Source organism: Mesorhizobium sp. KR2-14, from assembly GCF_040049255.1.
In the GTDB taxonomy this organism is placed as follows: domain Bacteria; phylum Pseudomonadota; class Alphaproteobacteria; order Rhizobiales; family Rhizobiaceae; genus Pseudaminobacter.
In genome coordinates this window covers 464,769-489,288 of sequence record NZ_JBDZDR010000003.1, presented here as the reverse complement: position 1 = coordinate 489,288, position 24,520 = coordinate 464,769, and the positions used below count along the sequence as shown (strand labels likewise).

The window sequence follows — 24,520 nt, the reverse complement described above, 5'->3', positions numbered from 1 at the left end:
CATGCGCAATTGGCTGAAGGCCTTTCGCCCGGCTTCGTTCCGCGGCGTGCCGTTTTATGTCGACGTTGAGGGTGCTTCAGGCGCTCGGCGGCTTTCGATCTCGCCGATCGCCTATGCCGATCAAGCCGTCATCGAAGACATGGGGCGCGACCCGCGCCAGATGTCGACCCGCGCCTACGTGGTGGGCGACGTTGCTGACGTGGCCGCGATCGCCTTTATCGAGGCGCTTGAACGCAAGGGGCCCGGCTTGCTGGTGCTGCCCATGCAGGGGCAGATCAGTGCGCGCGTGCTCGACTGGTCGATGGACCGCGAAAAGGACCGTGCGGGCTATGTCGGCTTCGACATCACCTTTATCGAGGAGGGGCAAGGTGCGGTCGCCTTCCAGAGTGGCCCGTCGATCGGCCATTTTGGCGACCTCCTCTCGCTTGGCTCCGCGCTATTGTCCTCGGCTGTGACGGGTTCCGCCAGCAACCGCCAGGCCGAGGCCGATGCCATCGCTGCGGCTGTCTCACGGGTCAACCAGCTTGCGGCACTGCTGTCGCCGGGCGGCGATCCGGTGCGGGAATGGCAGGACGCCATGGGTGTGCTGGCGGGCGTCGCGCCGACCGACCTGCCCGGCTTTGCCGCCGCTTCGGTTTCTGCATGGCGCGCGGTTGCGCTCTATTGCGAGGCCGAAGATGCTGCGCGCCAGGTGGGCGGCTCTATCGAAGTGGCGCGCAATACCGTGGCCGGCCTCGTCGAGGCTGCGGCCATGCTCGGCGCCATCGCGCTTATGACGGCGCGCGACGAGTACCCGGCGCGCCAGGACGCCGCCGCAGCGCGGGCCTTTCTGTCTGCGACGGCATCGCCGATCCTCGCCGAGGTTGGTGCGCTCGGCGCGCCGGTGCTTGATTGGCTGTCCGGCCTGACCGGCGAAGTGGCGCTCGCCCTGTCGCGCGGCGATGCTGACCGCGCACCGCTGGTGCGGGCAGAAACCGGCTTTTCGCTGTCGGCCATTCGCGCCGCCTTCGAACTCTATGGCGACGCCAACCGGGCCGGCGAGCTGATCTCGCGCAACCGCGTTGCCACGGCGACCTACATGCCCGTTGCTTTCGAGGCCTTGGCGCGATGACCGAACGGCGCGACCCGCTCGAAACCCTGTCGCTGGAAGTCGGCGGCAACAGCCTCACCGGCTGGTCGGAAGTCGAAATCGAATATGGCGTTGAGCAGGCCGTGCGCTGCGCTCGCCTGGTGATCTCGGATTTCGAGGGGGAATTGAAAATTCGGCCGGACATGCCGGCGACGATCAAGGCTTCTGGCGACCTGATCATCACCGGCTACGTGCGCGACGTGGAGCCGGAGCACGACGAGAACAGCCACAAGGTTACGGTCTCGGTGGTTTCGAAGGCGGTCGACCTGGTCGAAACCTCGATCGACCATCCGAGCGGCTTCGTTTCGCAAAAGGATATCGGCGAAATTGCCAAGACCTTCGACACCGAAGGCGTCGGCGTCGAGGTCGACGAAGACTTTCCGGTTGAGCCCGCGAGCTTCGTCAACACCGGTGACAGCTGGTTTTACCATATGGAGCCGATGACGCGCAGCCACGGCGCATTCATCTATGACACGCCGGAAGGCAAGATCCGCATCGCCTACAAGCCGCGCGGCCGTCACGACGGCGGCCTGACGATCGGCGACGGCGGCAACATCATCGCCGCCAGCGCCAAGCTGACCGGAAAGGCGCGCTATAGCGAAGTCATAGTGCGGGGCCAGTCGTCGCGTGGTCGTGGAGCCGCTGCCCTGCGCCTGGAGGCGAGGGCACGCGACGGCTCGGTCGGCCGCAGCCGCAAGCGCATCATCGTTCATGAAAGCGAGACGACGGCCGGCAAGTTGAAGCGGCGCGCGAAACGCGAGGTGAAGCGTGCGGCCGGTTCCTCGCGCGAGGCAAACATCACCGTGGCCGGCTGGCGCGATGACAAGGGGCGCATATTCGAGCCACACTTTTTGATCGGCGTCGATAACGCCCGCATCTACCTGCAGCAGGACATGGCGATCAAAAGCGTGCGGCTGATGCAATCGACCGAACAGGGCGGCGCCGGAACCCGCGCCGAGCTTTGCCTTTGCGATCCGCGCGCACTGAACGGCGAGAAACCGGCCGGCAAGGCGGCCAAGAAAACGGGCGAGGTTTGGGACATGCCGGATGCCGATCCGACGATTTCGGCACAGGGGACGGTCGGGGTGGATTACTGATGCGCGGCTATCAAAGCCAGATGACACGCGTGACGATCGAAAGCTCGCGCTATGAAAACGGCCAGCTGCTTGTAAGCGGCACCGGCATGGCCGGCGAGCGGTTTACCGATCTTGTCTGGTATGAGCCGCACGGCTTCCACTCGCGGCCGCACACGGGCGCTGTCGGCTATCTGATGGCGCCGGGCGGGCGGCGCGAACAAGGCATGGTGATGGCCGCTGCCGATGCCGGCCGGGTGCCTCAAGTCGCAGAGGGCGAGGCCGCCATGTATGACAACACCGGCAAAGTGGTGACTCTCGGCGCCAGCGGTTGGAAGTTCAACATGGATGTCGAGATCGTCGGCAAGGTCACGATCACCGGAAACGTCGAGGTCGACGGCAATATCCACGCCACCGGCAAGATTATCGACGAACAGGGCAACACCAACCACCACAGCCACTAAGGAAAGCAATGCGCATTGTTCCGATCACCGGCGAGCGCGAGCCCTCGCTCGCGCCCGATCTCGTTTGGGACGGCATCATGGGCGACCTGGCCTCCGCAGGGCGCGGCGAAATCGCCAACCGCGGCGGCCTGCGCGCTCGCTCGGCGCTGGAGACGGCCGTCCTGATCTGCCTCATGTCGGATGCCCGCGCCGACCCCGAGGAACTGCGCGCCGACGATGTCAACCGCGGCTGGCCGGGTGACAGCTTCGACGTTGACCGTGCTGCCGGCGAGGTGCCGCTCGGCTCGAAACTCTGGCTGTTGCTGCGCCGCGCCCTCGACGACGAGGCTGTGCCGCGTCTTGCCGAGGGCTATGCGCGCGAGGCGCTGCAGCCACTGATCGACCAGGGCGCCGCCGCATCCGTCACCGTCAAGGCAACGGCCGATCAGGCGCGCAACCGGCTCGATATCGCCGTGACGCTTACCGACCGCAGCGGCGGCGTGATCGTCGCCCCAATTACAGCATTCTTTGGAGCGAATTGAATGGCATCCGGGTTCATCCCTCGATCGCTTGAGGCGATCAGCCGCGCCATTCGCGGCGACCTGCGGCGCGAGCTGCCGGGCACCGACGCCATGGTTTGGCCGAACACGCTGTCGGTGTTCTCCAAGGTGGTGGCCATGGCGATCCAGCTTGTCGAGTATCGGGCGGAATTTATCTATCGCCAGATCTTCGCCTCGACCGCGGACCGGCGCCACCTTGAGCGGCAGGCTTTCGAATTTGGCATGGCGCGCAAGCCCGCGTCGCGGGCAACCGGGCGCATTGTGACGACCGGCACGCCTGACGCCATCTATCCCGCCGGCATCGGTTTTCTTTCCGACGATGTGATGTACCGCAGCAGCGGCGAGGCGCGCGCCATGCCGGACGGCACGCTTTTTGTGCTTGTGCATTCGGAAGACGCCGGCGCCCACACGAACCGCGAAATTGACGACGAGTTGCAGCTCGCGGACCCGGCGCTTTTTCCCTCTCTCGGCCAGACCGCCCACGTCGACTATGCGGGGCTCGGCGGCGGCGCGGACATGGAGAGCGACGAAAGCCTGCGCGCGCGTATCCTCGACCGCAAGCGCCGGCCGCCGCAAGGCGGCGCCTATTCGGACTATGAGCGGATGGTCGCGGACATTCCGGGCGTTGCGAAGGCCTGGGCGTGGCCGTTTGCCGGCGGCCCTGGGACTGTCGGTGTGTGGTTCCTGTTCGAAGGGCGGGAAAACCTGATACCGACCGACGCCGACATTGCCGTCGTGCGCGATGAAATCGACGCGCGACGGCTGATCCGTGCTGGCCTGTTCGTCAATGCGCCGCGTCCTGAGCCGCTTGATATCACCATAGCCGGCCTTGGCCTCGACACCGTCGAGGTTCGCAGCCGCATCGAAGGCGACTTGCGCGCCATGCTGCTTGAGCGCGCACGGCCGGGCGTGGCCGCCGAGGCCTTTGTCCTCTCCCGTTCGTGGATTTCCGAGGCGATATCCGGCGCGATCGGCGAAAGTCGGCACCGGCTGATCTCGCCGCTTGACGACGTGACATATACCGACGGCGGCTATCCGGTCCTTGGGACGGTTACCTATGAGTGACCGGCCACACCTATTTCCAGGCGAGCCGCCAGCGGCCGCGCTGGCGCTGGCGCCTGCCGGCGTCACGCTGCCGGCGGTGCCGGACACGGCGGACACGCTGAGCGCTCCCGGCCTCGACGACCTGACGCGCAGCTTTTACGCCCTGTTGCCGGCAGGCGCCGCCTGGCGCTCGCCCGATGGCGCGGCCTTCGAGGAAGGCACCATGCTCGGCCGTTTCTGGCGCGCGATCGCCGGCGACTTCGTGACGCTCTACAGGGGTCTTTTCGGGCTTTCGCTGGAATCGACAGCGGCCACGCTGGTCGACAGCCTGGAGGATTGGGAGGATGAATACGGCCTCCCCGACCCTTGTTTCGGCGAAGTGCAGACAAGGCACCAGCGTCTAAGGGCGCTTCTGCTCAAGATACGCTCCGGCGCCACGCTGACGGTTGCCGACTTCATCGCCCTCGCCGGCTCGGCCGGTTACGAGATCTCGATTTCGGAACCCATGAGCTTTGAATGCGGCGTCAGCCAATGCGGCGGCGCTGACCAGATGGGCGGCGCGATCGAATATTTCTGGATCGTCAAGGTGTCCGGCGTCCCGATCGACAGGTTTGAAAGCGGGGTCAGCCAATGCGGTGTCGATGCGCTGACCGATTTCGGGCGCGCCGACGATCTCGAATGCCTTTTCCGGCGACTGGCCCCGGCGTGGACCATGCCGATTTTCGACTACTCCTAACCGTTCAAGGAAGCCGCCATGAAGTATCAGCCGCCCGTCAACTCGGTGCCGAATGAGCTTGACCCGGAACCCGTCTATGTCAACGGCGACCCCGCCGCAGGCCGCAAGGGCTCGATTCCGCCGGCCAAGGCGATCGAACACCCCATGCGGGAACTGCTCAACCTGATCGTTGGCGCCGGCCTGACGCCGGATGAAGCGGACTTGACGCAGGTCTTGCAGGCTGTCCGGCTCCTGGCCGCCGGCGCTGGATCGAACCCCGGCGCTCCTGCCTTCCTGTTCAATCCCGTCTATCCCGAGATCGTGTCGAATGGCGGGGTGATGTCGATCGCCGCCGCCAATGGGCAGATTGTCTTGGCGGCCGGCCAGCAATGGGTTCACCGCGGCGGCGTGCTTTACAATTCTTCCGACCTGGCGCCTGCGCAGCGCACCAAGGCGACGGTGCCGAGCAAGACCTATCACCTGCGGTGGCGCTTCAACGCCGGCGCGCCCACTCTGGCGCTCTATGACCTCGCGGACGCCGGCTATAACGCCGGCGCCAAGGCGGAAACCGACATCGCATTCGACAGCAGCTATGACGACATGCTGATCGCGCGGGTCGTGACCAATCCCGCAAACGATCCGACCGTAACGCCGCTCATCAACCGCCATCGTCTCGCGGCGGAAATCACGAACAGCGGCGCAACGTCGGGCGTGGGGAACATTTCGAAGCGCACCGCGGCGTTGAGCTGGAATTGGGCACGGCGGCCGCTCATGTCGATCTATCCTTCACAGATCTATGTGTCTCCGACCTCGCCCAACAACACCGGGTTTACCGGCACGCAGAACCACGACCACGACATTGAAATCCGGGTGGATGCGATCAGCCGCTACGGCGCTTCCATCTACCTGATGCGCGACTACTCGCTCAGCTTTGCCATCGCTGCGCAGATTTCGGCTTGAGGTGAGGCCATGGACGATTTTTTCGGCTTTCCCAATCCGAACGAGCCCAAGAGCCTGACGCCGCCGCCGGGTTACGAGCCGGTGCATCGCGACGGCATGTCCTGGGCTCGGCGCGGGCCAACCTACGAGACGACAAGCCGGGTATCTCAGGAGCAATGGAACCACCTGATTGCGCAGTTCCGCGGCCTGGCGACGCTACCGGGCGTGAACGTCGACGACGTGGCGGCCACGTCGCCGTTGCTGTTGCGTGAGTTCATCGCTCGCGCGGTGGCTTATACGGTCGTCGAGGTGCTTTCGGGCGAGGATATCGAGGGCTATGGCGTTCTTACCAAGGCGCTCTATGACCCCGATCACGACGGCATCATCGGCCTGGCGCAAGGCGGCACCGGCTTTGCGGCGGGCAGCGCGGAAGACCTGCGCGACAAGCTCGGTATCTCCGCAGCCATCAAGGGCGCCGTCGACGATCTTGTCGCCAGTTCGCCGGAAGCGCTCGACACGCTGAAGGAGCTATCGGCGGCCCTGGGGGACGACCCAAATTTCGCGGCAACGACAGCGGCAGCGCTTGCCACGCGGCTGCGGTTCGATGCTGCGCAGGCTCTTACCCCCGCCCAGCGTGCGCAGGCGCTGGCAAACCTTGGCCTCGACGAATGGTCGCTGCAGCCGATCGGGGTCGCCATCCCCGTCTTTGACCATATCGCCGGGGTTAGCGCCCCACCGCTAGACCAGGGCTACCGCTACATTCGATTGTCGGCCGGTCACACAGGCGCGGGAGGATACAACGCCGGCGTGCTCAAGAGCGAAAGTGTATCGGGGACGGCGCCGCTCGTCATCGCAACGGCAACGGTCGATCTCGCTACCTCCCCCCTCAACGGCAAGGCGGTCAGCCTTATCAACACCGAACGCCGTTTCCTTCGGGCGGGTCAGGCGGGTGTCGTTGAGCAGGACGCTTTGCAGGAAATCACCGGCCGGCTGGAATTCCGACGACCCAACAGCACGGACCACTTGTCGCTGGTTCCGACCGGCGCATTCGCGGACGCGACGGACGGCGGTGGTGCGGGCAATATGGGCGTCAGCGTATCAGGTTCCACGCCGCGCAGCCGCATCACCTTCACCGCTGGTAACGTAGCGCGAACCTCCGACGAAACTCGACCCAAGAACATCGGCGCCACCTATTACATGAGGATCAAATGACCTATTTCGCGTTCGAAGGCGGCGTTGGCCAGGATGCGGTTGATGGCGCGATTGAAATCTCCCCGGCGCAATACCTCGCCGCGATTGACGCCATGCAGCGCGGCATGGTCGTAACTGTGTCCGGCGGCGCCTTCGACCTCGCTTCCAGCGCACCCGAGCCCGAGCCTGAGGAGGAGCCGGAGCCGACCGGCCCCGTCGACCTCGTCGCCTACGTCGCGCACACGCGATGGATGCGCGAAGTCTCCGGCATAACCGTGCCAATCGGCGGCGAGGACGTTCCTGTCTCGACGGATCGCGGCGACGACAGGCATGCGCTGCACACCAACTATTCGGCCATAGTGGGCGGGCTGCGGCGGGATGGTGCCGCCTTCAAGTTCGCCGATGGCGTGTCTCGCGCGGTCAGCAACGATGACATGATGACGGCCATTCTGGCCGCGCTCGCGCATGTGCAGCACTGCTTTGACCTCGAATTGCAGGCTTTAGCTTCCATAGCGGCGGGAAACATCACCACGACAGGCGAGATAGACGCCTTCTTCGCGGCTGGCGCCGCGCCGCTTTAGGCTACCACACCCCCTCCCAAGCTGAACTCTTTCAATCACGCCTGCCGGCGGGAAAGGAACTGTCATGACCTCGTTTTTGAAGCGGGGCAGCCTTGGGGCTGCCGTCCGCGAGCTTCAGTTTTTGCTTAACGCGGCCGGTGCCGCGCCGCAATTGCTGGTCGACGGCGGCTTCGGCGCCAAGACCGAGGTTGCCGTGCGCGCCTTTCAGGTCGCTGTCGGCCTTGTGGTCGACGGGATTGCCGGCGCACAGACGTTGCAGGCCCTGAAGCGGGCAACCGAGCCGGCAAAGCCAGGACGACCGGAGCCGGACAAGTCCGCTATGGCACAATCGGTGCCGGCAGCGCCGACAGTCTCGGTCTTAGCGGCGCCGCCGCCGAATGTGGCCAGCCTCGTCCTGCTCGATACTGCGCGGCCGATCTCGGAAATCATCATCCATTGCGCCGCCACGCCCGAGGGCAAGGATTTCACGGTCGACCACATTCGCGCCTGGCACAAGGCGCGCGGCTTTTCGGACATCGGCTATCACTATGTCGTTTATCGCGACGGTCGGGTGATGGTGGGTCGGCCGGTTGGGCAAGTCGGTGCCCACGTCGAAGGCCGCAACACGGGAACCGTCGGCGTCTCCTACATCGGCGGTGTCTCCTCCGACGGCAAGACCGCCAAGGACACGCGCACCGACGCGCAGCGCGCCTCGCTTCTCTGGCTGGTTGCGCAGCTCGTCAGCAAACATCGCGGCATCCGCAAAGTCTCCGGCCACAACGAATACGCGGCCAAGGCGTGCCCGAGCTTCGACGTGCGCAAGGACGCGCTCGGCAAGCTTGCCTGACTTCTCAACCAACGGAAAGGAAAATCTCATGCAGTCGATTTCAAAGGCCATCGCCGCCGGCGTCGGGGGCGCTGCGGCTGGCGTTGGCACGGGTGCCTACGTCTTGCCTGAAGGCTCGCCCTGGTATGCCTACGTGCTGATGGCGGCCGTCACCGCGATCCTGCCGGCCGTCGTCACCTATTACGCGCCGAGGAACGCGGGGTGATGTGCGGGCGCCGCGCGCGAAACGCGGCGCCTAGCATCCTTCGATAATCTGGAGGGGGCACTAATTGAATGACCCTATGACTTGGGGCGACCTCGGCGCGGTCGCACAGACGCTCATCACGATCGGCGGCTCAGTCGGCGCGACCTGGTGGGCCATCCATCGCCGTATTTCGACGGTCGAGCGACGCGTCGAGGAAGTGCGCTCCAAGGGGGCGCATGAGCTGGCGGAATTCAAGCTGGCCGTCGCCGAGAAATACGCCACCCACGAGGCGTTGAAGGAAATCGAGGAGCGCATCGTCGGCGCAATTTCGCGCCTTGGCGACCGCCTCGACAAGATCGTCGACCGAAATCAGATCAGTGCGCGCAGGCGCGGAGGGGCAGATTGATGCCAGCGAAAATGAAAAGCGAGCGTAGCGGCTCGATCCCCGAAGCCGAGCTGCGCGCCTTCGCCGAGCGCATCGCGCAGGAAGTCGCTGCCGGCTATGCGCCTCCCGGCATAAACCCCGGCGCCGGGCGCACCACCGCGTTCCGTGTGGCTGCCGCAGCGCTCGGCCTCTCAAAGAACCAGGCTGACGGCCGCCTGCGCCACATAAGGCGGCGCGGTCTTGATAGCATCTGGTTGGGCGCGTCTCCCGCCAAGCCACAGGCGCCGGCGCAGCCGACCGTCGACGACCGCGTGCGCGAGCGTCGGCTTGAGCGTGAGATCGCCGAGCTGCGCGCCGAGCGCAAGGGCTTGCTCGATCGCATCATAACGGCTGAAGACCTGCGCGCGACTGTGTTCGAACTTGCCAGGGCGATCGAGGCGCCGGCAGTGATCCGACCGAGGCCGGGGGGCAAGCGTGGCGGCAAGCGCTCGGCCATCCTGCACATTTCGGACGTGCATTGCGGCGAGGCGGTCGACCTCTACGAAATGGATGGCCTGAATTCGTACGATCTCGACATTTGCCGCCGCCGAATGGAGCGGCTGTTTCAGAAAACAGCCTCTCTCCTGACCGAGCATTGGAAGGGCGACCCGGTCGACGAGATCGTCGTTTGCCTGGGCGGCGACATGATCGACGGTAACCTGCGGGAGGAAAGCCGCCGCGGCGGTGCGGCCCCGGTCACGACTTCCGTCAAGGTCGCTTCTGAAATCACGGCCGGCGGCATTGCCTTCCTGCGGTCGTCGGTCAAGGTTCCGATCCGGGTGTACACATCCGGCGGCAACCATAGCCGGCTGACGCCGAAGCCGCATTCGGTGGAAGGCGGGATCGACAACCTCGACATTCTGGTGTCGTGGGGCATCGAGAAAATGCTCGCAGGCGACCCCGGAGCGAAATTCTACTACACCGGCTCGGGCGAGGTTCTTTTCAACGTCTATGGCTGGCGCTTCCTGCTTCAGCACGGCCATGAGGGCGCCGGCGGAAGCGGCGGGCTTTATGGCGCGGTCTACAAGCAGGTTCGCGGCATGTACCGCACGCACGTTTCCTACGCGCGGCGCGGTCGCGGCTTCCATTTCGTGCTGCAAGGGCACGACCACACAAGCAGCAAGATCCCCTTCGGCTTCGCCAACGGCTCGGTTGTCGGTTACAACCCTTACGCCATGCGATCGCTCAAAGCGGACCCGGCGCCGGCCTCGCAAAATTTGCTGATCGTCGAGGAAAAGCTCGGCGTCATCACCTTTCAGGAGCTTTTTCTCGGCTCGCCCGAAGAGGGCAGCTTGTATGTTCCGCCGAAGCTCGACCTTTCCGGCATTGTCGAGGCTGCCGAATGATGAACGCTCGCGAGACATTCGGCCCGCTTTGCGCCTACCGGCCGCTCGTCATCGGCCTGACCGGCAAGCGGCATGTCGGCAAGACCACGGCGGCAAACCACCTCGTCGACGCGTTCGGGTTCGCGCGCGTCCACCCGTTCGACGGCGGCAAGGTGGCGGCGGTCGCCTATTTCGAACACCTCGGCGCGCCGCCTGACATCGCGCGGCGCATGGCGTTCGGCGATTTGCGCGATCAGCCGTCGCCTTACCTGCCAGGCAATGCCCTGCCCCGGCTGTTCCTCGAAAAATTCGGGCGCTTCATGGGCGAAACCATGGGCAGCGACTGGACCCTTGGCGAAGAAATGGCGCGCTCCTGGCGGGCGACACCTGCGCAGCCGCTGGTCGTGGAATCGGTCGTCTACGAGGCGCCGGCAATCCGCGCCGTGGGCGGCGTCATCATCCGCATCACCCGGCCGGACCATAGCGGCCCGGCGGGCGTGGAAAGCGACGGCGTGCAGGCCGCGATCGATGCCGACGCCGAGATCGTCAACGATGGTGACCTTTCGGTGTTTTTAGCTGCAGTCGGCCGTTTCACAAGGAAAACGGTCGGCCGCTAGGCCGCCTTGATAGTCGGCACGCTGCTTACGTCGACCTCGCGAAGGGCGTGCCAGGCATCTACATCGGCCTGCAGCCGCAGCCAGAACCCCGGGCCATTGCCGAAGAGCTTGCCAAGACGCGCGGCACTCTCCGGCGTCACCGGCTTGCGGCCGGCAAGGATGGCATGAAACTGCTGCCGCGAAATGCCCAGCATGCCGGCAATCTCGCTCTTGTTCTTGTCGAGATCGAGCAAGATGTCGGCGATCACGTCGCCGGCGTGGATCGGGGGTCGGTTGCCATCAGCAACCGCGCGATAATCCGTCATTTTCATTCCCACTGTGACTAAGTAACGAAGTTTTTAAAGGTGAGGGGCGGCGGCTATTCCGCCTCTCCCTAGTGGTACTGTTCGAAGTCTACCCGATAAGCATCACCGCCGTCGAACTCGAAGGTAATGCACCACGGCCCGTTGATATGGATCGTGTAACGGGTTGGCTTGAAGCCATTCAGCGCGTGGAAGTCGTAGCCGGGGAGATTGAGTTCCTCCACCGATGCCGCGATTTCCAGCGAGCGCAGGCGAACGAGGATGCGCTTATGCATTCTGGCGTCGATCTTAGAAGAACGATCGGTGCTCCAGAGTTCCGCCAGCGCTTTGCTTTTGAATGACTTGATCATCTCGCTGACTGTAATCTATTTGGCTACAGTGTCAACACGTTGATTACAGTCCGCGCCAAAAATTCAGGCCTTGTAGCAAAAGCACTAGGCCGCTGACCGGGATGTCAAGCGGCAGAGGCCCATTTAGCAGAACGGGAAAAATGTTATCTGCAAGTTGGAACCAAAGTGGCGTGAGTCGCGCTTCCCTGCCTGCGAACTGTTGATTGCATTTGTCAAGAGACTGTCGAATCACTATTCTAGGAAACGGGAGGATGCCGTTAACCCTATCCGTTTGCACGGGGGGGAGGGTAAACGGTGCACGGTGTCGCACATGACCTATACACCGCAGCACATTGCCAATTACTTTCTCGACCGCGCCTCGCAGGAGGAGCGGCGGCTGTCGCTGCTTCAGCTGTTGAAGCTAATTTACATCGGTTACGGTTGGTCATTAGCCCTGCGTGACGAGAAACTTTTCAACGAAAGAATTGAGGCCTGGCAGCACGGGCCCGTTATCCCGTCGATCTATCATGAATTCAAACATTATGGGTCTAACCCCATTGCGACTAGCTCGGTCACCGTTGACTTCAAAGAAAATAACGGAAAGCTGTCGCTAAGCTTCCAGACTCCAAGAGTTCCGGAAACGGATGAGGACACTCATTATATCCTCGATACAGTTTGGAAGTCGTATAAGGATTTCACTGGGTGGGCGTTGCGTGAGCTGACGCATCAAGAGGGTACACCTTGGCGAAAGGTGTATCGCGATGGTGTTCGCGGCATAGCGATGCAGGACGAAGACATTCGCGAGCACTATGTCGAACGGATTGGACGATACCTCGAAGCCGCGAGAGCGACGGAGCAAGAGCGCAAAGCCTCTTGATCTAGACGCAATACGTGGCGTTGACGTAAGTGGGGCAGTGCACGAGGTTGAGGGGGCTCAACCGCGCCCAAATGGCAGTTCGGTAAAGCTATCCTATAAGCACCGGACGATTTGCTACTATCCGGTGACGGAGGATGAACTAGACCAGATCGCCGCTTTCAATCGGGTTAGCGCCGCGCTCTTCGCCGCCGGCTCTTTCATCCTGGGATGGTCGCTTGATATCGGCAAAGACCTCTATTTTGCTTCCGAGATAGACGCTACTGTAAAGAGCAATGCGACCAGCGCCGCGGTAGCGGGGACAGTCCTTGCACTCGTCTTCTTTGCTGCCGGTGCATACTTTTGGAATGCCAAAAATGAGCAATCGAAGCGGATAAAGACGGAAGCAGTCGACGATCTGTAGAACTGAAGCACCGATAGCTGTCTTTGGTAATCTTGCCATGGGCATTCGCTCGCCGACAGCGAAGCCGCAGCGCCGTTATGCCACCACTCTGCGCATGCATCCAGCTTGGCAATTTGGTCGTCGACATTCGTCCTGCGAATTCCAGCATCGGCGCCCCGAGCATGACCCTGTGGACGCTTCCGCTTACGGCACCTGCCATTGCCATCATTCCTGTTGATTATGATTTGCCGCCGATTAGGTTGGCGCACTGCAAATGATTGGGCAGCGGGGAAGGGTGGCCTGCTATGGATGATGTCGCTGAGCATCAGATATTTATCAGTTACGCGCGGCCGGACAGGGAATTCGCAGGCGAAGTCTACGAGTTCCTGCGAAAGGGTGGCTTCGACCCCTGGATCGACTATCGCAGACTAGTAGCCGGCCAGAATTGGGATTTTGAGATAAAGCGAGCACTCGAAAAATCAGAACTGATAGTTGTTTTGATATCCGAAAGCTCTATAGACCGTAGAGGCTATCTACAAAAAGAGATTAAGGCGGCACTAAGCAAGCGTCAGGAGAAATTGATCGATGACATATTCGTCATTCCTGTAATTTTGAGCGATGAAATTGGCATTCCGCGAGAGTTTGAGGATATTCATTGCATATATGCGACAGCTGTAGATTTTAAAAAACAGCTATCTGATTCTATTAATTTGCAAATAGTTCGACTAGGGGGAAGCAGGAGACAATTCCAACAGGACCAGGATCTATATTGGACCACTTCCGTAAAGAAGGAATCTTGGGACGGCGTTCCGGGATACGAGGTGGAAATACAAACATTCGATTTTGAATCTGAACAGTATCCCAATGTACGCGAGATTGGTCATTACGTTCGCGGCATGTTCTTGAAGGATCTATTCCGCTTACGTGGAAACAAGTTGAGCCCCTCATCAGGAGGCCACAACTATGCCCAAGATAAATGGGCCCGTACCGATACATTCGATGCCCATTGTTCGGAACCGATCATAAAGGGCAAGATTCTCACCCTAAACTACGCAGTCAATTGGTATAGTGCTGGCGCCGCGCACCCCAATCATCATTTTGTGACGTTCGCGTTCGTACTCGAACCGCTCGTCTTGATTTCCGAGCTCAGGCAGATTTTCACGGACGAAGAGGCCGCGCTTGAGATAGTACGCAACGAATGCCGATCGCAGCTTCGTCAGGCGCTATCGCAGGGTTCAGAACCCGAATTCTATAACGATTGGATCGATGGGGGGACGAGTGAGTGGGACGATTTTGGTGCGTTTGTATTTGCCCAGGACGCAGTTGAAATACTATTCGCACCGTATCAGGTGGCATCATATGCAGACGGTCCTCAAGCGGCCACGATAGCCTATAGGGCGCTACTAAGACTCATCAAACCTGAGTTTCAGACTGCACTTGGAATTGAGCATTTGCATTATGCCGTCGCTTAGTCGTAGCGGGTAACAATTCGGGCAACAAAGTAGCTTCTGTGTCGTTGATATTACAGCGTTTTTTGCTTTCCGTACTGTGTACGAACGCCTCTCCTGGGCACCATCATCCGATCATGGCCGTTCTTGACCACGGCGGATGAAGTCAAAAAGCCCGGTTCGCCGGGCTTTTTTGTTGCCTTCTCGTTCACGGAAAAATCTCACCGGCCTTCACGTGCAGGCAGGCGATTTGCTGGTAATGATGATGGGGGCGATCTCAGTGCAATCGTGCTGTCGATGTTGGCGACGCCGCTTCTATCGCGAACAAAAGGCAAGCCGACATGCTCAGAGAGTTCCAACTCGGTCGTGAAGACGTTTCCCCGATCCTTTAAACGCGCCAGAACGAAGGTGTCTTCGGCGATCTGCCTCCGAATCCTGCCTTTGTCGTCGTAAGAATGGCCCATCCTGGTGATTGAGAACCCCGCGAGGGTCACGGACGGCACGCCCATGAAAAGTGCGTAGCAGAGGGCGGCAACTCCGTTCGTCACATGGCCGACCTCTCCAATATCAGAGGGAAGTCCGCCACTCACGACGTGGACGATCGCCTCGCGCTCAGCTTTAGTGGCGCGCATCAGGCTCTCGTAACGCACGTGCGGCTTAGCTAGAAGGCTCAGATACATCACCCAAAGAGGCTTCGTATGGAGCCACAGGAGGCCTCTCGTCCTTACATGAGGATGCTCTTCCCACGACTTTTTTCGCTTGCGGAACGTCAAGTCGGCGGGCGGGAGACCCAGTGCGTTGGCTGTCTTGCCCGAGTTGTTAACGTCGACGCGTGCACAATGTCCAATCAGGTCAGGTGGAATCGTGGGGGACGGCGCGGAGCCGAGAATCAACCACGGCTTATCCAGGATGCCAAGCCGTGAGAGCCAGCGACGGTGCCTTTCTCGCAATGCGTCAAGTGCGTCGGGTTCAATCGCCATCGCAAGTTCCATAGCTAAAGTGGCGAAAGCAAGTTCCTGTTATCTATGCCCGGCATAAGATGTCTTCTCAAGTATATCGTTCACGGCTCCCCCCTGAACCAATGATAAATTTTATGTCAAATTCGATTTGGAGGATTGTCCATCACCAATGGACAACAACTGGAATCAAGCAACATGTACCGGACAATTCTGTCGGTGTTGCTTCTCGTAATCCCGTCACTGAACTTGAAGTCGGCCACCTAGTCGGTGGTCTGGAGCGGACCGCAGTTAACGCGGGTTCTGCGGCGGCCACTTGGGGCGGCGCTGGCCAATTCGTGGCAGTTGAAGCAGGATGGCCGCATGTGCAACCTCTACAACGTCACCACGACCCGGGAAGCCATCGTCCAGATCACGCGGGCCCTGCGCGACCGCACCGGCTTCAACGAGCCGTCGCGCGACATTTATCCGGGCTATCTGGCGCCGATCGTCCGCACCGGCGCGGATGGGCGGCGCGAGGTCGCACCCGCCACCTGGGGCATGCCCTCCCCGCCGGCCTTCGTGAAGAACTACGATCCGGGCGTCACCAACATCAGGAACGTCGGTTCGCCGCATTGGCGGCGTTGGCTGGGGCCGACGAGCCGCTGCGTGGTGCCTTTCACCAGCTTTGCCGAGCCGCTTCCGGGCAAGGGCGCCGGCAACGCATGGTTCGCCCGCGACGACAACCGGCCGCTGATGTTCTTCGCCGGGTTCTGGACGCCCTGGAGAGGCATCAAGAAGGTGCGCGACGGCGAGCGCGAGTTCGAGCTCTTCGGCTTCCTGACCACGGAGCCGAACGGGTTGATGGCACCGATCCATCCCAAGGCGATGCCGGTCATTCTCACCACGCCGGAGGAGGTCGATCTCTGGCTTTTGGCGCCGTGGGAGGAGGCCAGGGCCCTGCAGCGCCCCCTGCCGGACGACATGCTGGTGGTGGTGGAGGCGCCGGTGCCGGCGCAGGCAGCACCTTCCGAACCCACCCTTTTCTGAGCGGGCTACCCGCCGAAACCACAACGGAATCAATCCCTCGCCAGAGCCAAGACTGCTTGAAGGATCGCTTCGCCCGTGCCACCCTAGGATAGAGGGAATTCGGCGGTAGGGGCCTTCCAGTCAGTGCGAAACATGTTGTCCAGACTGCTGGGGGCGGTGGGCCTTGCCGCGGCGATTGCTGCTTCGGGCTGCGTCGCCGTCGACACCACCCCGATAAACTTCGTCAGCACCCAACCGGCGGCACCTTCCCCAGACTACATCCCCGATGCCACCGATGATGGCTCGACCGTGGTGGCGCTGTCGTTTTCAGGCGGCGGCACGAGGGCGGCGGCCTTCGGCTACGGCGTGCTGCAGGAACTCGACGCCCTGACCATCGACGAATTTCCCGTCAGGCGCACATTGGTCGACAATGTCCGCACAGTTGCCGGAACGTCGGGCGGGGCCGTGCTGGCGGCCTATCTCGGCTACCGGGGCAAAGACGAATACCGTGATTTCCGCGAACGGTTCCTGTATCAAGATGCCGAAGCCAATATGGCCACCAGCGTCTTGCCCGGCACTCTGGCCAAGGTGGCGCTCCAGGGCGGAGCCAATGACCGCAACAGCTTTGCCCGATGGCTTGACGACAACCTGTTCGACCATGCGACCTTCTCGGAATTCGGCAAGCCGGGCCGACCGCTGGTCTGGGTGACCGCGTCCGACATCTACAACAACACGCCCTTTCTCTTCACCGAAGACACCTTCGCCGCCTTGTGCAGCGACATCAACCGCCTCAAGATCGCCGAGGCGGTCGGGGCATCCGCGGCAGTTCCTGTGGCCTTCGCGCCGATGATCCTGCAGGCGCCGAAGATCAATTGCGGCTATCACCGCCCGCACTGGCTGGAGGGGGCCTTGAACGCGGAGAACCCCTCGATCCGGCTGCAGGCCTATGCGCGATCGCTGGACTCCTACCAGGCCGATCAAAATCTGAACTATATCCGGCTGCTCGATGGTGCGCTGACCGACAATCTCGGCATCACCGGTCTCACCCTCGAACTGGCAAAGGCGGGCACGCCATATGCGCCGCTGTCGCCGCTGCAGGCCGTGCGGCTTCGCAATTTCGTCTTCATCGTTACCGACGCCGGCAGGCACGTCCCTTACGAGTGGGGCGAAACACAGCGCCCGCCCCACCTGGGGAATATCTTTCGCGCCGTCTCCGACACCACGATTGCCTCGGCAAACAGGAGCGGGTTCGACGCGATCGATCTCGCCCTGAATCGATGGCAGGACATGTTGATCCGCTACCGCTGCAGCCTCTCGCGCGAGCAGGTGCTCAAGGTGCGCGGAACTCTCGCCGGATGGGACTGCCGCGACGTGACCGTTACGACCGAGTATCTTTCGTTCCGCGATGCGGACCCGGCGCACTTCGACCGCCTGAACCGGATGCCCACACGGCTCAAGCTCGCCCGCGACGACGTCGACCTCGCCATCGAAGCCGGACGGCAGGCGGTGCGCAACAACGCCAACGTACAGAAAATTGCACAGGAAGCGCGCAAGGGCGCGACGATCTTCGACAGCATCGAATCCGCGGCGGTGTTGACGGCGCGGCCCTGACCTGGCCAAACCGGGCGCGGCGCGCCTTGCTGTCCGCCGCCTGTCCATGACGCGAAGGAGGAGCGGCGTGGCCGATGGAAGCGACCTACACGCCGGGAGCGGGTTCCGGCGCCTCTCGACCGACGACTTGGACCCGAGCGAGCGCTTCGACTACTGGCGCAGCCTGTTTCCGCGCATGGACCTCGACCTGACCGCCGCCTCTGCGGCGGACCATTTCGTCGGCCAGGCGCTGCTTTGCGCCGACGACAAGGGTGCCACCTTCGGATACAGCGCCAATGCCGGCGCCGTGGTGGGCAGGACCCGCGGCGACAGCGACTTCATCATGATCAGCACCACGGTGGCTGGCGAGACGCGGGTGCGGAGCGGGCACGGCCCCGCGCTGGAAATGTCTCAGCAAAGCGGGATTGCGATCTATGACGCGAGCCAGCGGCTGCACACGCATTCGCGCGACCACGCCCACCTCTACATCACGCTGCCGCGCGCCACCGTGATCGAGGAGCTGGAAGGAGACGTAGGCTTCCTGCAGGAAGGCGCCTTTTGCCCGCCCCAGGCCGGACTTGCCCGTTCGCTGCAATGCCATTTGCACATGATGGCGCAGGATGCCGCGCATCTCGACGCAGCCGCTGCGCAGGTGGCCATGCGGGTCGCGGTGGACCTCGCGCTCGGCATCCTGGCTTCGGAACGATCGACAAGGAACGGAGCGCAGCTGCGCGACCACGCGGGTGAACTCCATGGCCGGGCGCTGCAGTTCATCCAGCAGCACTACGCCGATCCCGCGCTTGTGGCTGCCACCATCGCCTACCGCCTCGGGTGTTCGCGCGCGCATCTCTACCGGGTGTTCGCGCAAAGGGGCCAGAGCGTGGGCGACGTCATCCGCTCGGTTCGCATCGCGCGCGCCTCTTCGCTGCTCAAGGCGCGCCCCGCCATCCCGCTGGCGCGCATCGCACTTCTTTGCGGCTACGAAAGCCTGTCGGGCCTCACCCGCGCCTTTGCGCAGGCGACCGGCACGACCCCGGCTCGTTTGCGGGACGGGCGCGAGAGCCGGGGGCTGCGGTAGCGAGAGGACGCGACCTCAGTATTGCAGGCGGATGCTGAGATCCACGCGCGGCTTGTTCACCGCAAAGCGAGCCTTTTCGAACCCCGGCGCGCCGAAGGTGATCGACGGATTGTTGGAAAAGCCGACCCCCTGCTTGGGCTTGCCGAAGAGACCGTACTCGATTGCAGTTTCGTTCTTTTCCGCATGGAAGACGGCCAGGGCATATGCGCCGGGCGCAACATCGGTGAAGCTGCACAGCGCCTGACCGTTCTTGATCGCAGCGTCGGCGGCCTGCACCTCGCGGCCAGGCACGCGAAAACCTTTCGCCGTGGCGAACAGGCCGCAGCGCACGATGCCCGCGCTGCTGCGCACGCCCGTTACCGTCACGTTGAGCGACTCGGCCTGCGCCGCGCCTGAAACGAGGGCAAGCCCGCCTGCGACGAGCGCCATCCATGCGCCTTTTTTACCGAACACTGCTCTGCTCCTTCTTTGGTCTGCCTGGGAGGCGATCACTTGTAGATTTCCTGTTCCTGGACGGGCGCGGGCGGCGCATCGCCCTCCAGGCCCGCGCGCTGGCGCGACGAGAACATCGGCCCCTTGGCCGCGCACACCGGCGCGAAGGCGCGCATGCCGGACCGGTCGGGCATGTTCACATAGACCGCCTCCATGCCGCCGCGCCGGAAATAGGCCTCGTGCCAGAAGCCGGTGCCCTTCGGATCGCGCAGGAAGCTCTGCCACCATTGCCGGTGGGGTTCGCTGCGCGACCAGCGCTCGAGGCTCTCGAAATCCCGCCAGTATTGGCGCATGCCGACATGGGGCGGAAACAGCGAGTAGACGATCGACTCGTGCGCAAGAAGCCCGTCGGGCGCATCCTGCACCGCCTCGGAAATCTTCGAGCCGAAGCCAAACAGGGTGGCAAGCCCCTGGAAGACGTTCACCCGCATTCCGAGATAGAGGACCACGAGGTCGGGGTAACCGGAAAGGTCGACGGTTTCGCGTGTTAGCTGTGGTGCCACGGGCATTCTCGATACTGATGGGACCAGGCCCATGCGGACCGTCATGATGACGGATAGCCCCCGACGGTGTGCGGATCGTCTCTGCCGTTGCACCCGATCGTCTCAGGCGGAGGCCTGGTCCGGCGGTCCTGGCTCCGGATTCCGCGCGGCTTGATTGCGCTCGGCGCTTGTCGATGCGCGGCATTGGTGGTTACCTGATGGGTGGCCAATGACGCCGGGGACGCATGGACGCCCCGGGGATGTGGATCATGCTCGATGCCAGCGAAGTCGAATCCAGAGTAGGCAAACTGCTCACTCCGAGCCGGGCCTGGGTCCTTTACCTGCTGTTCGGCAGCGCCTATGCGGCCCTCTTCCTTCTCGGAGTCTACACGGCAAACAACAGCGTTCTGGCGCTGGTCTGGCCCGCCAACGCGTTCATGATCGGCATGCTGGTACGCTTCCCGATGCTGGCGCGCGCGGGGGGCTGGATCGCCTGCCTCGTTGGCTTCGCGATAGCGCTGCTGATCCTGGGGTATTCCTTGTCGACAGGCGCACGGCTGGCCACATTCAATTTCGGCATCGTCGTCGTCGGCTACGCGCTGCTCTCAAGCTTTGACCGGACAGACCAGCGCCTGGAGCGGCCGACGTCGGCTTTCTATCTGTTTTTCGCCGCCTTGGCGGCATCCATATACGCCAGCATAGTGGGTACGCTGCTGGTTGGACCGCTGTTCAGCGCAATGGCAGCGGAAAGAACCTTCCGATACTGGTTTTCCGTCGAGCTTTTGAACCAGCTTGCCTTTCTGCCGATGATCCTGGCGTTCCCGGTGGATCGCCAATGGACGCGGGAACTGCCCCTTACCCTGCACGATCAGGCGCCGATCATCGTGCTGGTTCTGTCGGCAGTCGCGGGCATTTTCTTCGGTGGGCTGGCTGCCTTCGTGTTCCCGGTTCCGGCCCTTCTCTGGTGCGCGATTTCCTATCGTGTCTTCCTTACCGCGCTGCTGACCTTCGCCTTCTGCGCCTGGGCGATCACGGCTACGTCACTCGGCTATATCTTTGTGTTGAACCTCAGCCGGGCGCCCGTGCTGTCGATCAGCATGGGCGGTGCGCTCATCACCCTGGGGCCGCTCATCATCTCCACGACCACGGCGACGAGAAATGAGGTGCTGGACCAGTTGAGATATCTCGCCGCCGAACGCGAGATCGTTTCGAGCGAACTCGAGCACCGGATCAAGAACCTGTTTGCCCTGGTCAACGGGCTGATCAGCCTGTCGGTTCGCGACAATCCCGAGATGAAGCCGCTGGCCAACAAGCTGAGGCAGCGGCTTGTTGCCCTTCAGCATGCCCACAGCCTGATCCGGGTCCGGAATGCCCCGACGGGCGGCGGAGATCGTACCTCGCTGAAGGAACTGATCGGCGTGCTGCTCCGACCCTACGAGGGCGGCAAGGGCCAGCGCTTCGCCATCGTCGGCGACGACGCCCTGGTCGATGCGGGAATTGTTTCGCCGCTGGCTCTCGTCTTCCACGAACTGGCGACGAACTCGACCAAATACGGCGCCTTGAGCGACGCTGAGGGCGTTTTGGAAGTTCACATCAGGCGCGATGACGAGCATTTGCAGATTGACTGGAGCGAGAGGGCGCCAGGCCTGAGCGGCCAGCCCGACACCCTCAAGAATGGTTACGGCTCCAAGCTCCTGGACCTCATCGTCAAATCGCAACTGCGGGGAAACTATAGCCGCAGCTGGTCAAGGGACCGGATGGACGTCGAGATCACCCTGCCCGGCAAGCTGTTCCCTTCCGTCCCGCAGGAGCCGGGTCAGCTCGCCTAGGAGCCAGCAGCCGGAGCGGCGAAGCCGCCCCGACCCTGGCAGAAGCTGGCGATACCGCCAAGCTACGTGGCACCTGCATCGCATTGCCGAGGGGATTCGCCTGCAGAACTGCTACTGACGAGCATCTAGCAACGCGTTTATCTTGCCGATTTCGTCGTCCGTCAGCGCGGCTCTTCCGAAATCCGCCGCCAGTTGGGTTTCCGCATCGTCCAGCGCCTGCTCCCGAGCGACCGGATCCTCGATCTCCAGCGCCGCCTGCCGGAGCAGGTCATAGGCGGCGATCAGCCCGACGGCCGACTTCGGGTTTGCGTGCTTGCGCGCCTGTGCGGAAGCATGGGCCGCATTCATGGCGCCAAGGGTGTTCGAAGCCGTGACTTCCGGTTTTTGCGCATTATTGGAGGCCGACTTGCCCGGAGCGGTGCCCGACTTGCCGGGAGTTTCGCCCGACTTTCCGGGAGCCGTGCCCGACTTGCCGGGGGTCTCGCCCGACTTTCCGGGAGCGGTGCCCGACTTGCCGGGGGTTTCGCCCGACTTGCCCGGCGCGGTGCCCGACTTGCCGGGAGCCTCTCCCGATTTGCCGTGTTCGGAAGACGACTGGCCGTTGCCGGAGCCGCCATTCCCTCCATTGCCGTTTCCGTTCTTGGCCTGGGCGAAACCGACCAGGCCATAGCCATCGAGATGTGCGAAAGATGTGCCGCTGGCAAGAAAGCCAAGGCAAGCCAATGTCGCAAGATGACGTTTCAGCATTGTCCTCTCCTCTGGCGCCCCCGGGAGGATGAAATCGGCGATTTTTGTCAGCTTTGTGACTAGGTTGACCACCGTTTGTTTCACCATCGTCACAGTTATTCCAGCTTAACCCAAGTTAATGCGGCGCTTCGTTCTCTGAACTCGCGGGTATTGCCAGAAAATCAACTTGCGCGGGCACATCCATGGGAGTTCGATACCTAAGCGAGCCGCCACCACCTGTAGACAGGCGATGCGTGGCGCAAAAGATGCCTGCGCCCGCCTTATTCCAAATGTCGCAAGCGGCTGATAAGCGACGCTTTGCCCAATTCCGGGTGGAGAACCTTTTTGATGACTTTGAAATTGCGCATGGCCGCAGCGGGGGCGCTGGCCGGCATTACTTGTTTCGCCTTTGCCGCTCAGGCGGACGACCTGGTGTTCACGCTGAAGAACGCCACCAATTCTGTAATCACCGAATTCTACGCCTCGCCGAGCGGGGTGGACGAATGGGAAGAGGACATTCTGGGCCGCGACGTTCTGAACCCGGGCGAAAGCGTCCGCGTGACGGTGGCCGACGGACGCCGCGCCTGCAAGTACGACATGCGCTTCGAGTTCACCGAGGATTCTGACCTCGACACCACCACCGACACGCAGGACTTCTGCGAGATGGACAGCTACACGCTGCACGAATAGCGGCTTCCGTTAGCCGGCTGCTCAAGCCGGCCGATAAGCGCGCCTGGGCGCCTGCCCTTGCGCGCTCCCTGTGCGTCGGTTTGACTGGCCCCGCGGGACTTGCCATTCTGCGCAATCGTGCAGCGGCGTGGGGGAACGTGGACATAGAGCGTGCCGTAGAGAGCGTGCTGGAAGCGGCGTTGAGCCCCGAGGCCTGGCCGAACGCGCTGCGCATTCTTGCCGAGACTTGCGGCGCCGACCACGCCTTCGCCCACTATATTTCGCCCGAAAGCCTGGTTTCCTTCGCATCGCGCGGGTCCGAGGAGGTCTTCGCCGACTTCCAGACCTGGCCGCAGGAAGTGCCGCGCATGCGGCGGGCGCTGGAGCTCACGCTCGAGGGGACGAAGGGGCTGCTGACCGACTGGCTCTGCTTCACGCCGGAAGAGCTGGCACGCGACCCGTTCGAACAGGAATTCGCCGTCAGGCACCAGAACGCGCACTTTGCCGGCACGTTCATTCCGCGCGAGGACAGTTCCTACCTCATCCTGTCGGTGGAGCGCGGGAAGGCCAAGGGCGCTTACGTGAACGAGGAACTGGACGGCGCGAATTCGCTGTTTCATCTGCTTTCGCTGTCGCTCAACCATGCGCTCAAGGCCAGGCTTGATCTCGCCTCGGGCGTTTTGGGAGCGCTGGACCAGCAGGGCATGCCGCGCGCCTGGGTGAATGCGAAAGGGCGGCTGATCGCGGCATCGGCGGCGTTCGAAAAATTGATCGGAAGCGTTCTGCATCTGCGCGGCGGACGCATTCATGCTGCCAGCGACGACACCGATGCAAAGCTGCAGTGGGCCATCGCACAGGCTGCGCAGGGCGCGCAGCCGCTCGCCACCATTGCGCTGGAGGCGCGCGCCGACGGCGCGACCCTCAGCGCGCTGCCGCTGCGCGGCCGGGTGCACGAGATGCTGGGCAGAGCTGACGTGCTTCTGACGGTAAGCCCGGGAGGCGGGCAGCCGGCGAAGGTCGAAACCGTCCTGCGCTCTACCTACCGGCTGACGCCGGCGGAAGTGCGGCTGGCGATACGCATCGGGCGGGGCGAGACGCTGCGGCACGCGGCCGACGCGGAAGGCGTGTCGCTGGAAACGGCGCGAGGCCGGCTGAAGGTCATCCTGCACAAGACCGGAACAAGCAGGCAGCTGGAGCTGGCGCTGATGATCCAGCGCCTGGCTTTCGAGGCCGAGCGCTCGGGCGACTACATCGCCCATGGCTAAGGCCGCGTGCGAAAAAATCCGGAGTCGATTTTTGCCCCG

At 62.7% G+C, this 24,520-nt stretch carries 29 protein-coding genes; 22 read left to right on the top strand and 7 right to left on the bottom strand.

The window, feature by feature from the left end; genetic code table 11:
- The first annotated feature begins 1 nt into the window (after nt 1).
- From ABLE86_RS11295 to ABLE86_RS11230, 14 genes are all read left to right on the top strand, one after another.
- Nucleotides 2–1,111 carry a DNA circularization N-terminal domain-containing protein gene (locus tag ABLE86_RS11295; RefSeq protein WP_348779038.1) on the top strand — a complete coding sequence of 370 codons (1,110 nt, stop codon included), beginning with the start codon at nt 2–4 and terminating at the stop codon, nt 1,109–1,111.
- Nucleotides 1,108–2,226 carry a phage baseplate assembly protein gene (locus ABLE86_RS11290; RefSeq protein ID WP_348779037.1) on the top strand — a complete coding sequence of 373 codons (1,119 nt, stop codon included), beginning with the start codon at nt 1,108–1,110 and terminating at the stop codon, nt 2,224–2,226. The genes ABLE86_RS11295 and ABLE86_RS11290 overlap by 4 nt, the downstream gene beginning before the upstream one ends.
- Nucleotides 2,226–2,666, top strand: coding sequence for a phage baseplate assembly protein (locus ABLE86_RS11285; protein WP_348779036.1), 441 nt, complete (start codon nt 2,226–2,228; stop codon nt 2,664–2,666). The genes ABLE86_RS11290 and ABLE86_RS11285 overlap by 1 nt, the downstream gene beginning before the upstream one ends.
- An 8-nt stretch (nt 2,667–2,674) precedes the next feature.
- Entirely contained in the window at nt 2,675–3,187 is a 513-nt protein-coding gene (locus ABLE86_RS11280) for a phage GP46 family protein (protein WP_348779035.1), read from the top strand.
- Nucleotides 3,188–4,270 (top strand): baseplate J/gp47 family protein, encoded by a 1,083-nt coding sequence (locus ABLE86_RS11275; protein WP_348779034.1) that lies wholly within the window; start codon nt 3,188–3,190, stop codon nt 4,268–4,270.
- Nucleotides 4,263–4,985: a putative phage tail protein gene (locus tag ABLE86_RS11270; RefSeq protein WP_348779033.1), complete on the top strand. Its 723-nt coding sequence runs from the start codon at nt 4,263–4,265 to the stop codon at nt 4,983–4,985. The genes ABLE86_RS11275 and ABLE86_RS11270 overlap by 8 nt, the downstream gene beginning before the upstream one ends.
- A gap of 18 nt (nt 4,986–5,003) precedes the next feature.
- Nucleotides 5,004–5,924 carry a hypothetical protein gene (locus ABLE86_RS11265; RefSeq protein ID WP_348779032.1) on the top strand — a complete coding sequence of 307 codons (921 nt, stop codon included), beginning with the start codon at nt 5,004–5,006 and terminating at the stop codon, nt 5,922–5,924.
- Between the two features lie 9 nt (nt 5,925–5,933).
- Nucleotides 5,934–7,115, top strand: coding sequence for a hypothetical protein (locus tag ABLE86_RS11260; RefSeq protein WP_348779031.1), 1,182 nt, complete (start codon nt 5,934–5,936; stop codon nt 7,113–7,115).
- Nucleotides 7,112–7,675 carry a hypothetical protein gene (locus ABLE86_RS11255; protein ID WP_348779030.1) on the top strand — a complete coding sequence of 188 codons (564 nt, stop codon included), beginning with the start codon at nt 7,112–7,114 and terminating at the stop codon, nt 7,673–7,675. Before ABLE86_RS11260 ends, ABLE86_RS11255 begins: the two co-directional genes overlap by 4 nt.
- A 64-nt stretch (nt 7,676–7,739) precedes the next feature.
- The gene (locus ABLE86_RS11250; protein ID WP_348779029.1) at nt 7,740–8,501 is read left to right on the top strand and encodes an N-acetylmuramoyl-L-alanine amidase; all 762 of its coding nucleotides are present in this window, start codon (nt 7,740–7,742) and stop codon (nt 8,499–8,501) included.
- A gap of 28 nt (nt 8,502–8,529) precedes the next feature.
- Nucleotides 8,530–8,706: a hypothetical protein gene (locus ABLE86_RS11245; protein WP_348779028.1), complete on the top strand. Its 177-nt coding sequence runs from the start codon at nt 8,530–8,532 to the stop codon at nt 8,704–8,706.
- A 76-nt stretch (nt 8,707–8,782) separates the two neighbouring features.
- Nucleotides 8,783–9,091, top strand: a complete 309-nt coding sequence (locus ABLE86_RS11240) for a hypothetical protein (protein WP_348779027.1) — start codon at nt 8,783–8,785, stop codon at nt 9,089–9,091.
- Nucleotides 9,088–10,455, top strand: a complete 1,368-nt coding sequence (locus ABLE86_RS11235; protein ID WP_348779026.1) for a hypothetical protein — start codon at nt 9,088–9,090, stop codon at nt 10,453–10,455. Before ABLE86_RS11240 ends, ABLE86_RS11235 begins: the two co-directional genes overlap by 4 nt.
- Nucleotides 10,452–11,051: a hypothetical protein gene (locus ABLE86_RS11230; protein ID WP_348779025.1), complete on the top strand. Its 600-nt coding sequence runs from the start codon at nt 10,452–10,454 to the stop codon at nt 11,049–11,051. Before ABLE86_RS11235 ends, ABLE86_RS11230 begins: the two co-directional genes overlap by 4 nt.
- Here ABLE86_RS11230 and ABLE86_RS11225 read toward each other — a convergent pair.
- Both ABLE86_RS11225 and ABLE86_RS11220 read right to left on the bottom strand, forming a co-directional pair.
- On the bottom strand, nt 11,048–11,356 hold the full coding sequence (locus ABLE86_RS11225; protein WP_348779024.1) for a HigA family addiction module antitoxin: 309 nt from the start codon (nt 11,354–11,356) through the stop codon (nt 11,048–11,050). The two genes, ABLE86_RS11230 and ABLE86_RS11225, sit on opposite strands and share 4 nt — an antisense overlap.
- A gap of 68 nt (nt 11,357–11,424) precedes the next feature.
- Nucleotides 11,425–11,703: a type II toxin-antitoxin system RelE/ParE family toxin gene (locus ABLE86_RS11220; protein ID WP_348779023.1), complete on the bottom strand. Its 279-nt coding sequence runs from the start codon at nt 11,701–11,703 to the stop codon at nt 11,425–11,427.
- Between the two features lie 310 nt (nt 11,704–12,013).
- Between ABLE86_RS11220 and ABLE86_RS11215 the strand changes: the two genes are divergently transcribed.
- Nucleotides 12,014–12,559, top strand: coding sequence for a type II toxin-antitoxin system antitoxin SocA domain-containing protein (locus ABLE86_RS11215; RefSeq protein WP_348779022.1), 546 nt, complete (start codon nt 12,014–12,016; stop codon nt 12,557–12,559).
- A gap of 139 nt (nt 12,560–12,698) precedes the next feature.
- Here the strand turns inward: ABLE86_RS11215 and ABLE86_RS11210 are convergent, their stop codons facing one another.
- Nucleotides 12,699–13,004, bottom strand: a complete 306-nt coding sequence (locus ABLE86_RS11210; protein ID WP_348779021.1) for a hypothetical protein — start codon at nt 13,002–13,004, stop codon at nt 12,699–12,701.
- Nucleotides 13,005–13,243: 239 nt separating this feature from the next.
- On the opposite strand from ABLE86_RS11210, the gene ABLE86_RS11205 reads away from it, so the two are divergent.
- Entirely contained in the window at nt 13,244–14,410 is a 1,167-nt protein-coding gene (locus ABLE86_RS11205) for a TIR domain-containing protein (RefSeq protein ID WP_348779020.1), read from the top strand.
- Nucleotides 14,411–14,607: 197 nt separating this feature from the next.
- Here the strand turns inward: ABLE86_RS11205 and ABLE86_RS11200 are convergent, their stop codons facing one another.
- Complete coding sequence (locus tag ABLE86_RS11200; protein WP_348779019.1) at nt 14,608–15,366, bottom strand: hypothetical protein; 759 nt, start codon at nt 15,364–15,366, stop codon at nt 14,608–14,610.
- Nucleotides 15,367–15,705: 339 nt separating this feature from the next.
- On the opposite strand from ABLE86_RS11200, the gene ABLE86_RS11195 reads away from it, so the two are divergent.
- The 3 genes from ABLE86_RS11195 (at nt 15,706) to ABLE86_RS11185 (ending at nt 19,018) form a co-directional block, all read left to right on the top strand.
- Nucleotides 15,706–16,371 (top strand): SOS response-associated peptidase, encoded by a 666-nt coding sequence (locus tag ABLE86_RS11195; protein WP_348779018.1) that lies wholly within the window; start codon nt 15,706–15,708, stop codon nt 16,369–16,371.
- Nucleotides 16,372–16,503: 132 nt separating this feature from the next.
- Nucleotides 16,504–17,961 carry a patatin-like phospholipase family protein gene (locus ABLE86_RS11190; protein ID WP_348779017.1) on the top strand — a complete coding sequence of 486 codons (1,458 nt, stop codon included), beginning with the start codon at nt 16,504–16,506 and terminating at the stop codon, nt 17,959–17,961.
- A 67-nt stretch (nt 17,962–18,028) separates the two neighbouring features.
- Entirely contained in the window at nt 18,029–19,018 is a 990-nt protein-coding gene (locus ABLE86_RS11185) for an AraC family transcriptional regulator (protein ID WP_348779016.1), read from the top strand.
- A 15-nt stretch (nt 19,019–19,033) separates the two neighbouring features.
- Here the strand turns inward: ABLE86_RS11185 and ABLE86_RS11180 are convergent, their stop codons facing one another.
- Together ABLE86_RS11180 and ABLE86_RS11175 are read right to left on the bottom strand one after the other, a co-directional pair.
- Nucleotides 19,034–19,471 (bottom strand): DUF2141 domain-containing protein, encoded by a 438-nt coding sequence (locus ABLE86_RS11180; RefSeq protein WP_348779015.1) that lies wholly within the window; start codon nt 19,469–19,471, stop codon nt 19,034–19,036.
- Between the two features lie 35 nt (nt 19,472–19,506).
- Nucleotides 19,507–20,019, bottom strand: coding sequence for a DUF4188 domain-containing protein (locus ABLE86_RS11175; protein WP_348779014.1), 513 nt, complete (start codon nt 20,017–20,019; stop codon nt 19,507–19,509).
- A 242-nt stretch (nt 20,020–20,261) separates the two neighbouring features.
- On the opposite strand from ABLE86_RS11175, the gene ABLE86_RS11170 reads away from it, so the two are divergent.
- Nucleotides 20,262–21,821 (top strand): HWE histidine kinase domain-containing protein, encoded by a 1,560-nt coding sequence (locus ABLE86_RS11170; RefSeq protein WP_348779013.1) that lies wholly within the window; start codon nt 20,262–20,264, stop codon nt 21,819–21,821.
- A gap of 111 nt (nt 21,822–21,932) precedes the next feature.
- On the opposite strand, the gene ABLE86_RS11165 is transcribed toward ABLE86_RS11170, so the two are convergent.
- Nucleotides 21,933–22,568, bottom strand: coding sequence for a hypothetical protein (locus ABLE86_RS11165; protein WP_348779012.1), 636 nt, complete (start codon nt 22,566–22,568; stop codon nt 21,933–21,935).
- Between the two features lie 327 nt (nt 22,569–22,895).
- Between ABLE86_RS11165 and ABLE86_RS11160 the strand changes: the two genes are divergently transcribed.
- Both ABLE86_RS11160 and ABLE86_RS11155 read left to right on the top strand, forming a co-directional pair.
- Entirely contained in the window at nt 22,896–23,237 is a 342-nt protein-coding gene (locus tag ABLE86_RS11160; RefSeq protein ID WP_348779011.1) for a hypothetical protein, read from the top strand.
- 137 nt (nt 23,238–23,374) lie between these two features.
- On the top strand, nt 23,375–24,481 hold the full coding sequence (locus tag ABLE86_RS11155) for a hypothetical protein (protein ID WP_348779010.1): 1,107 nt from the start codon (nt 23,375–23,377) through the stop codon (nt 24,479–24,481).
- Nucleotides 24,482–24,520 lie beyond the last annotated feature (39 nt).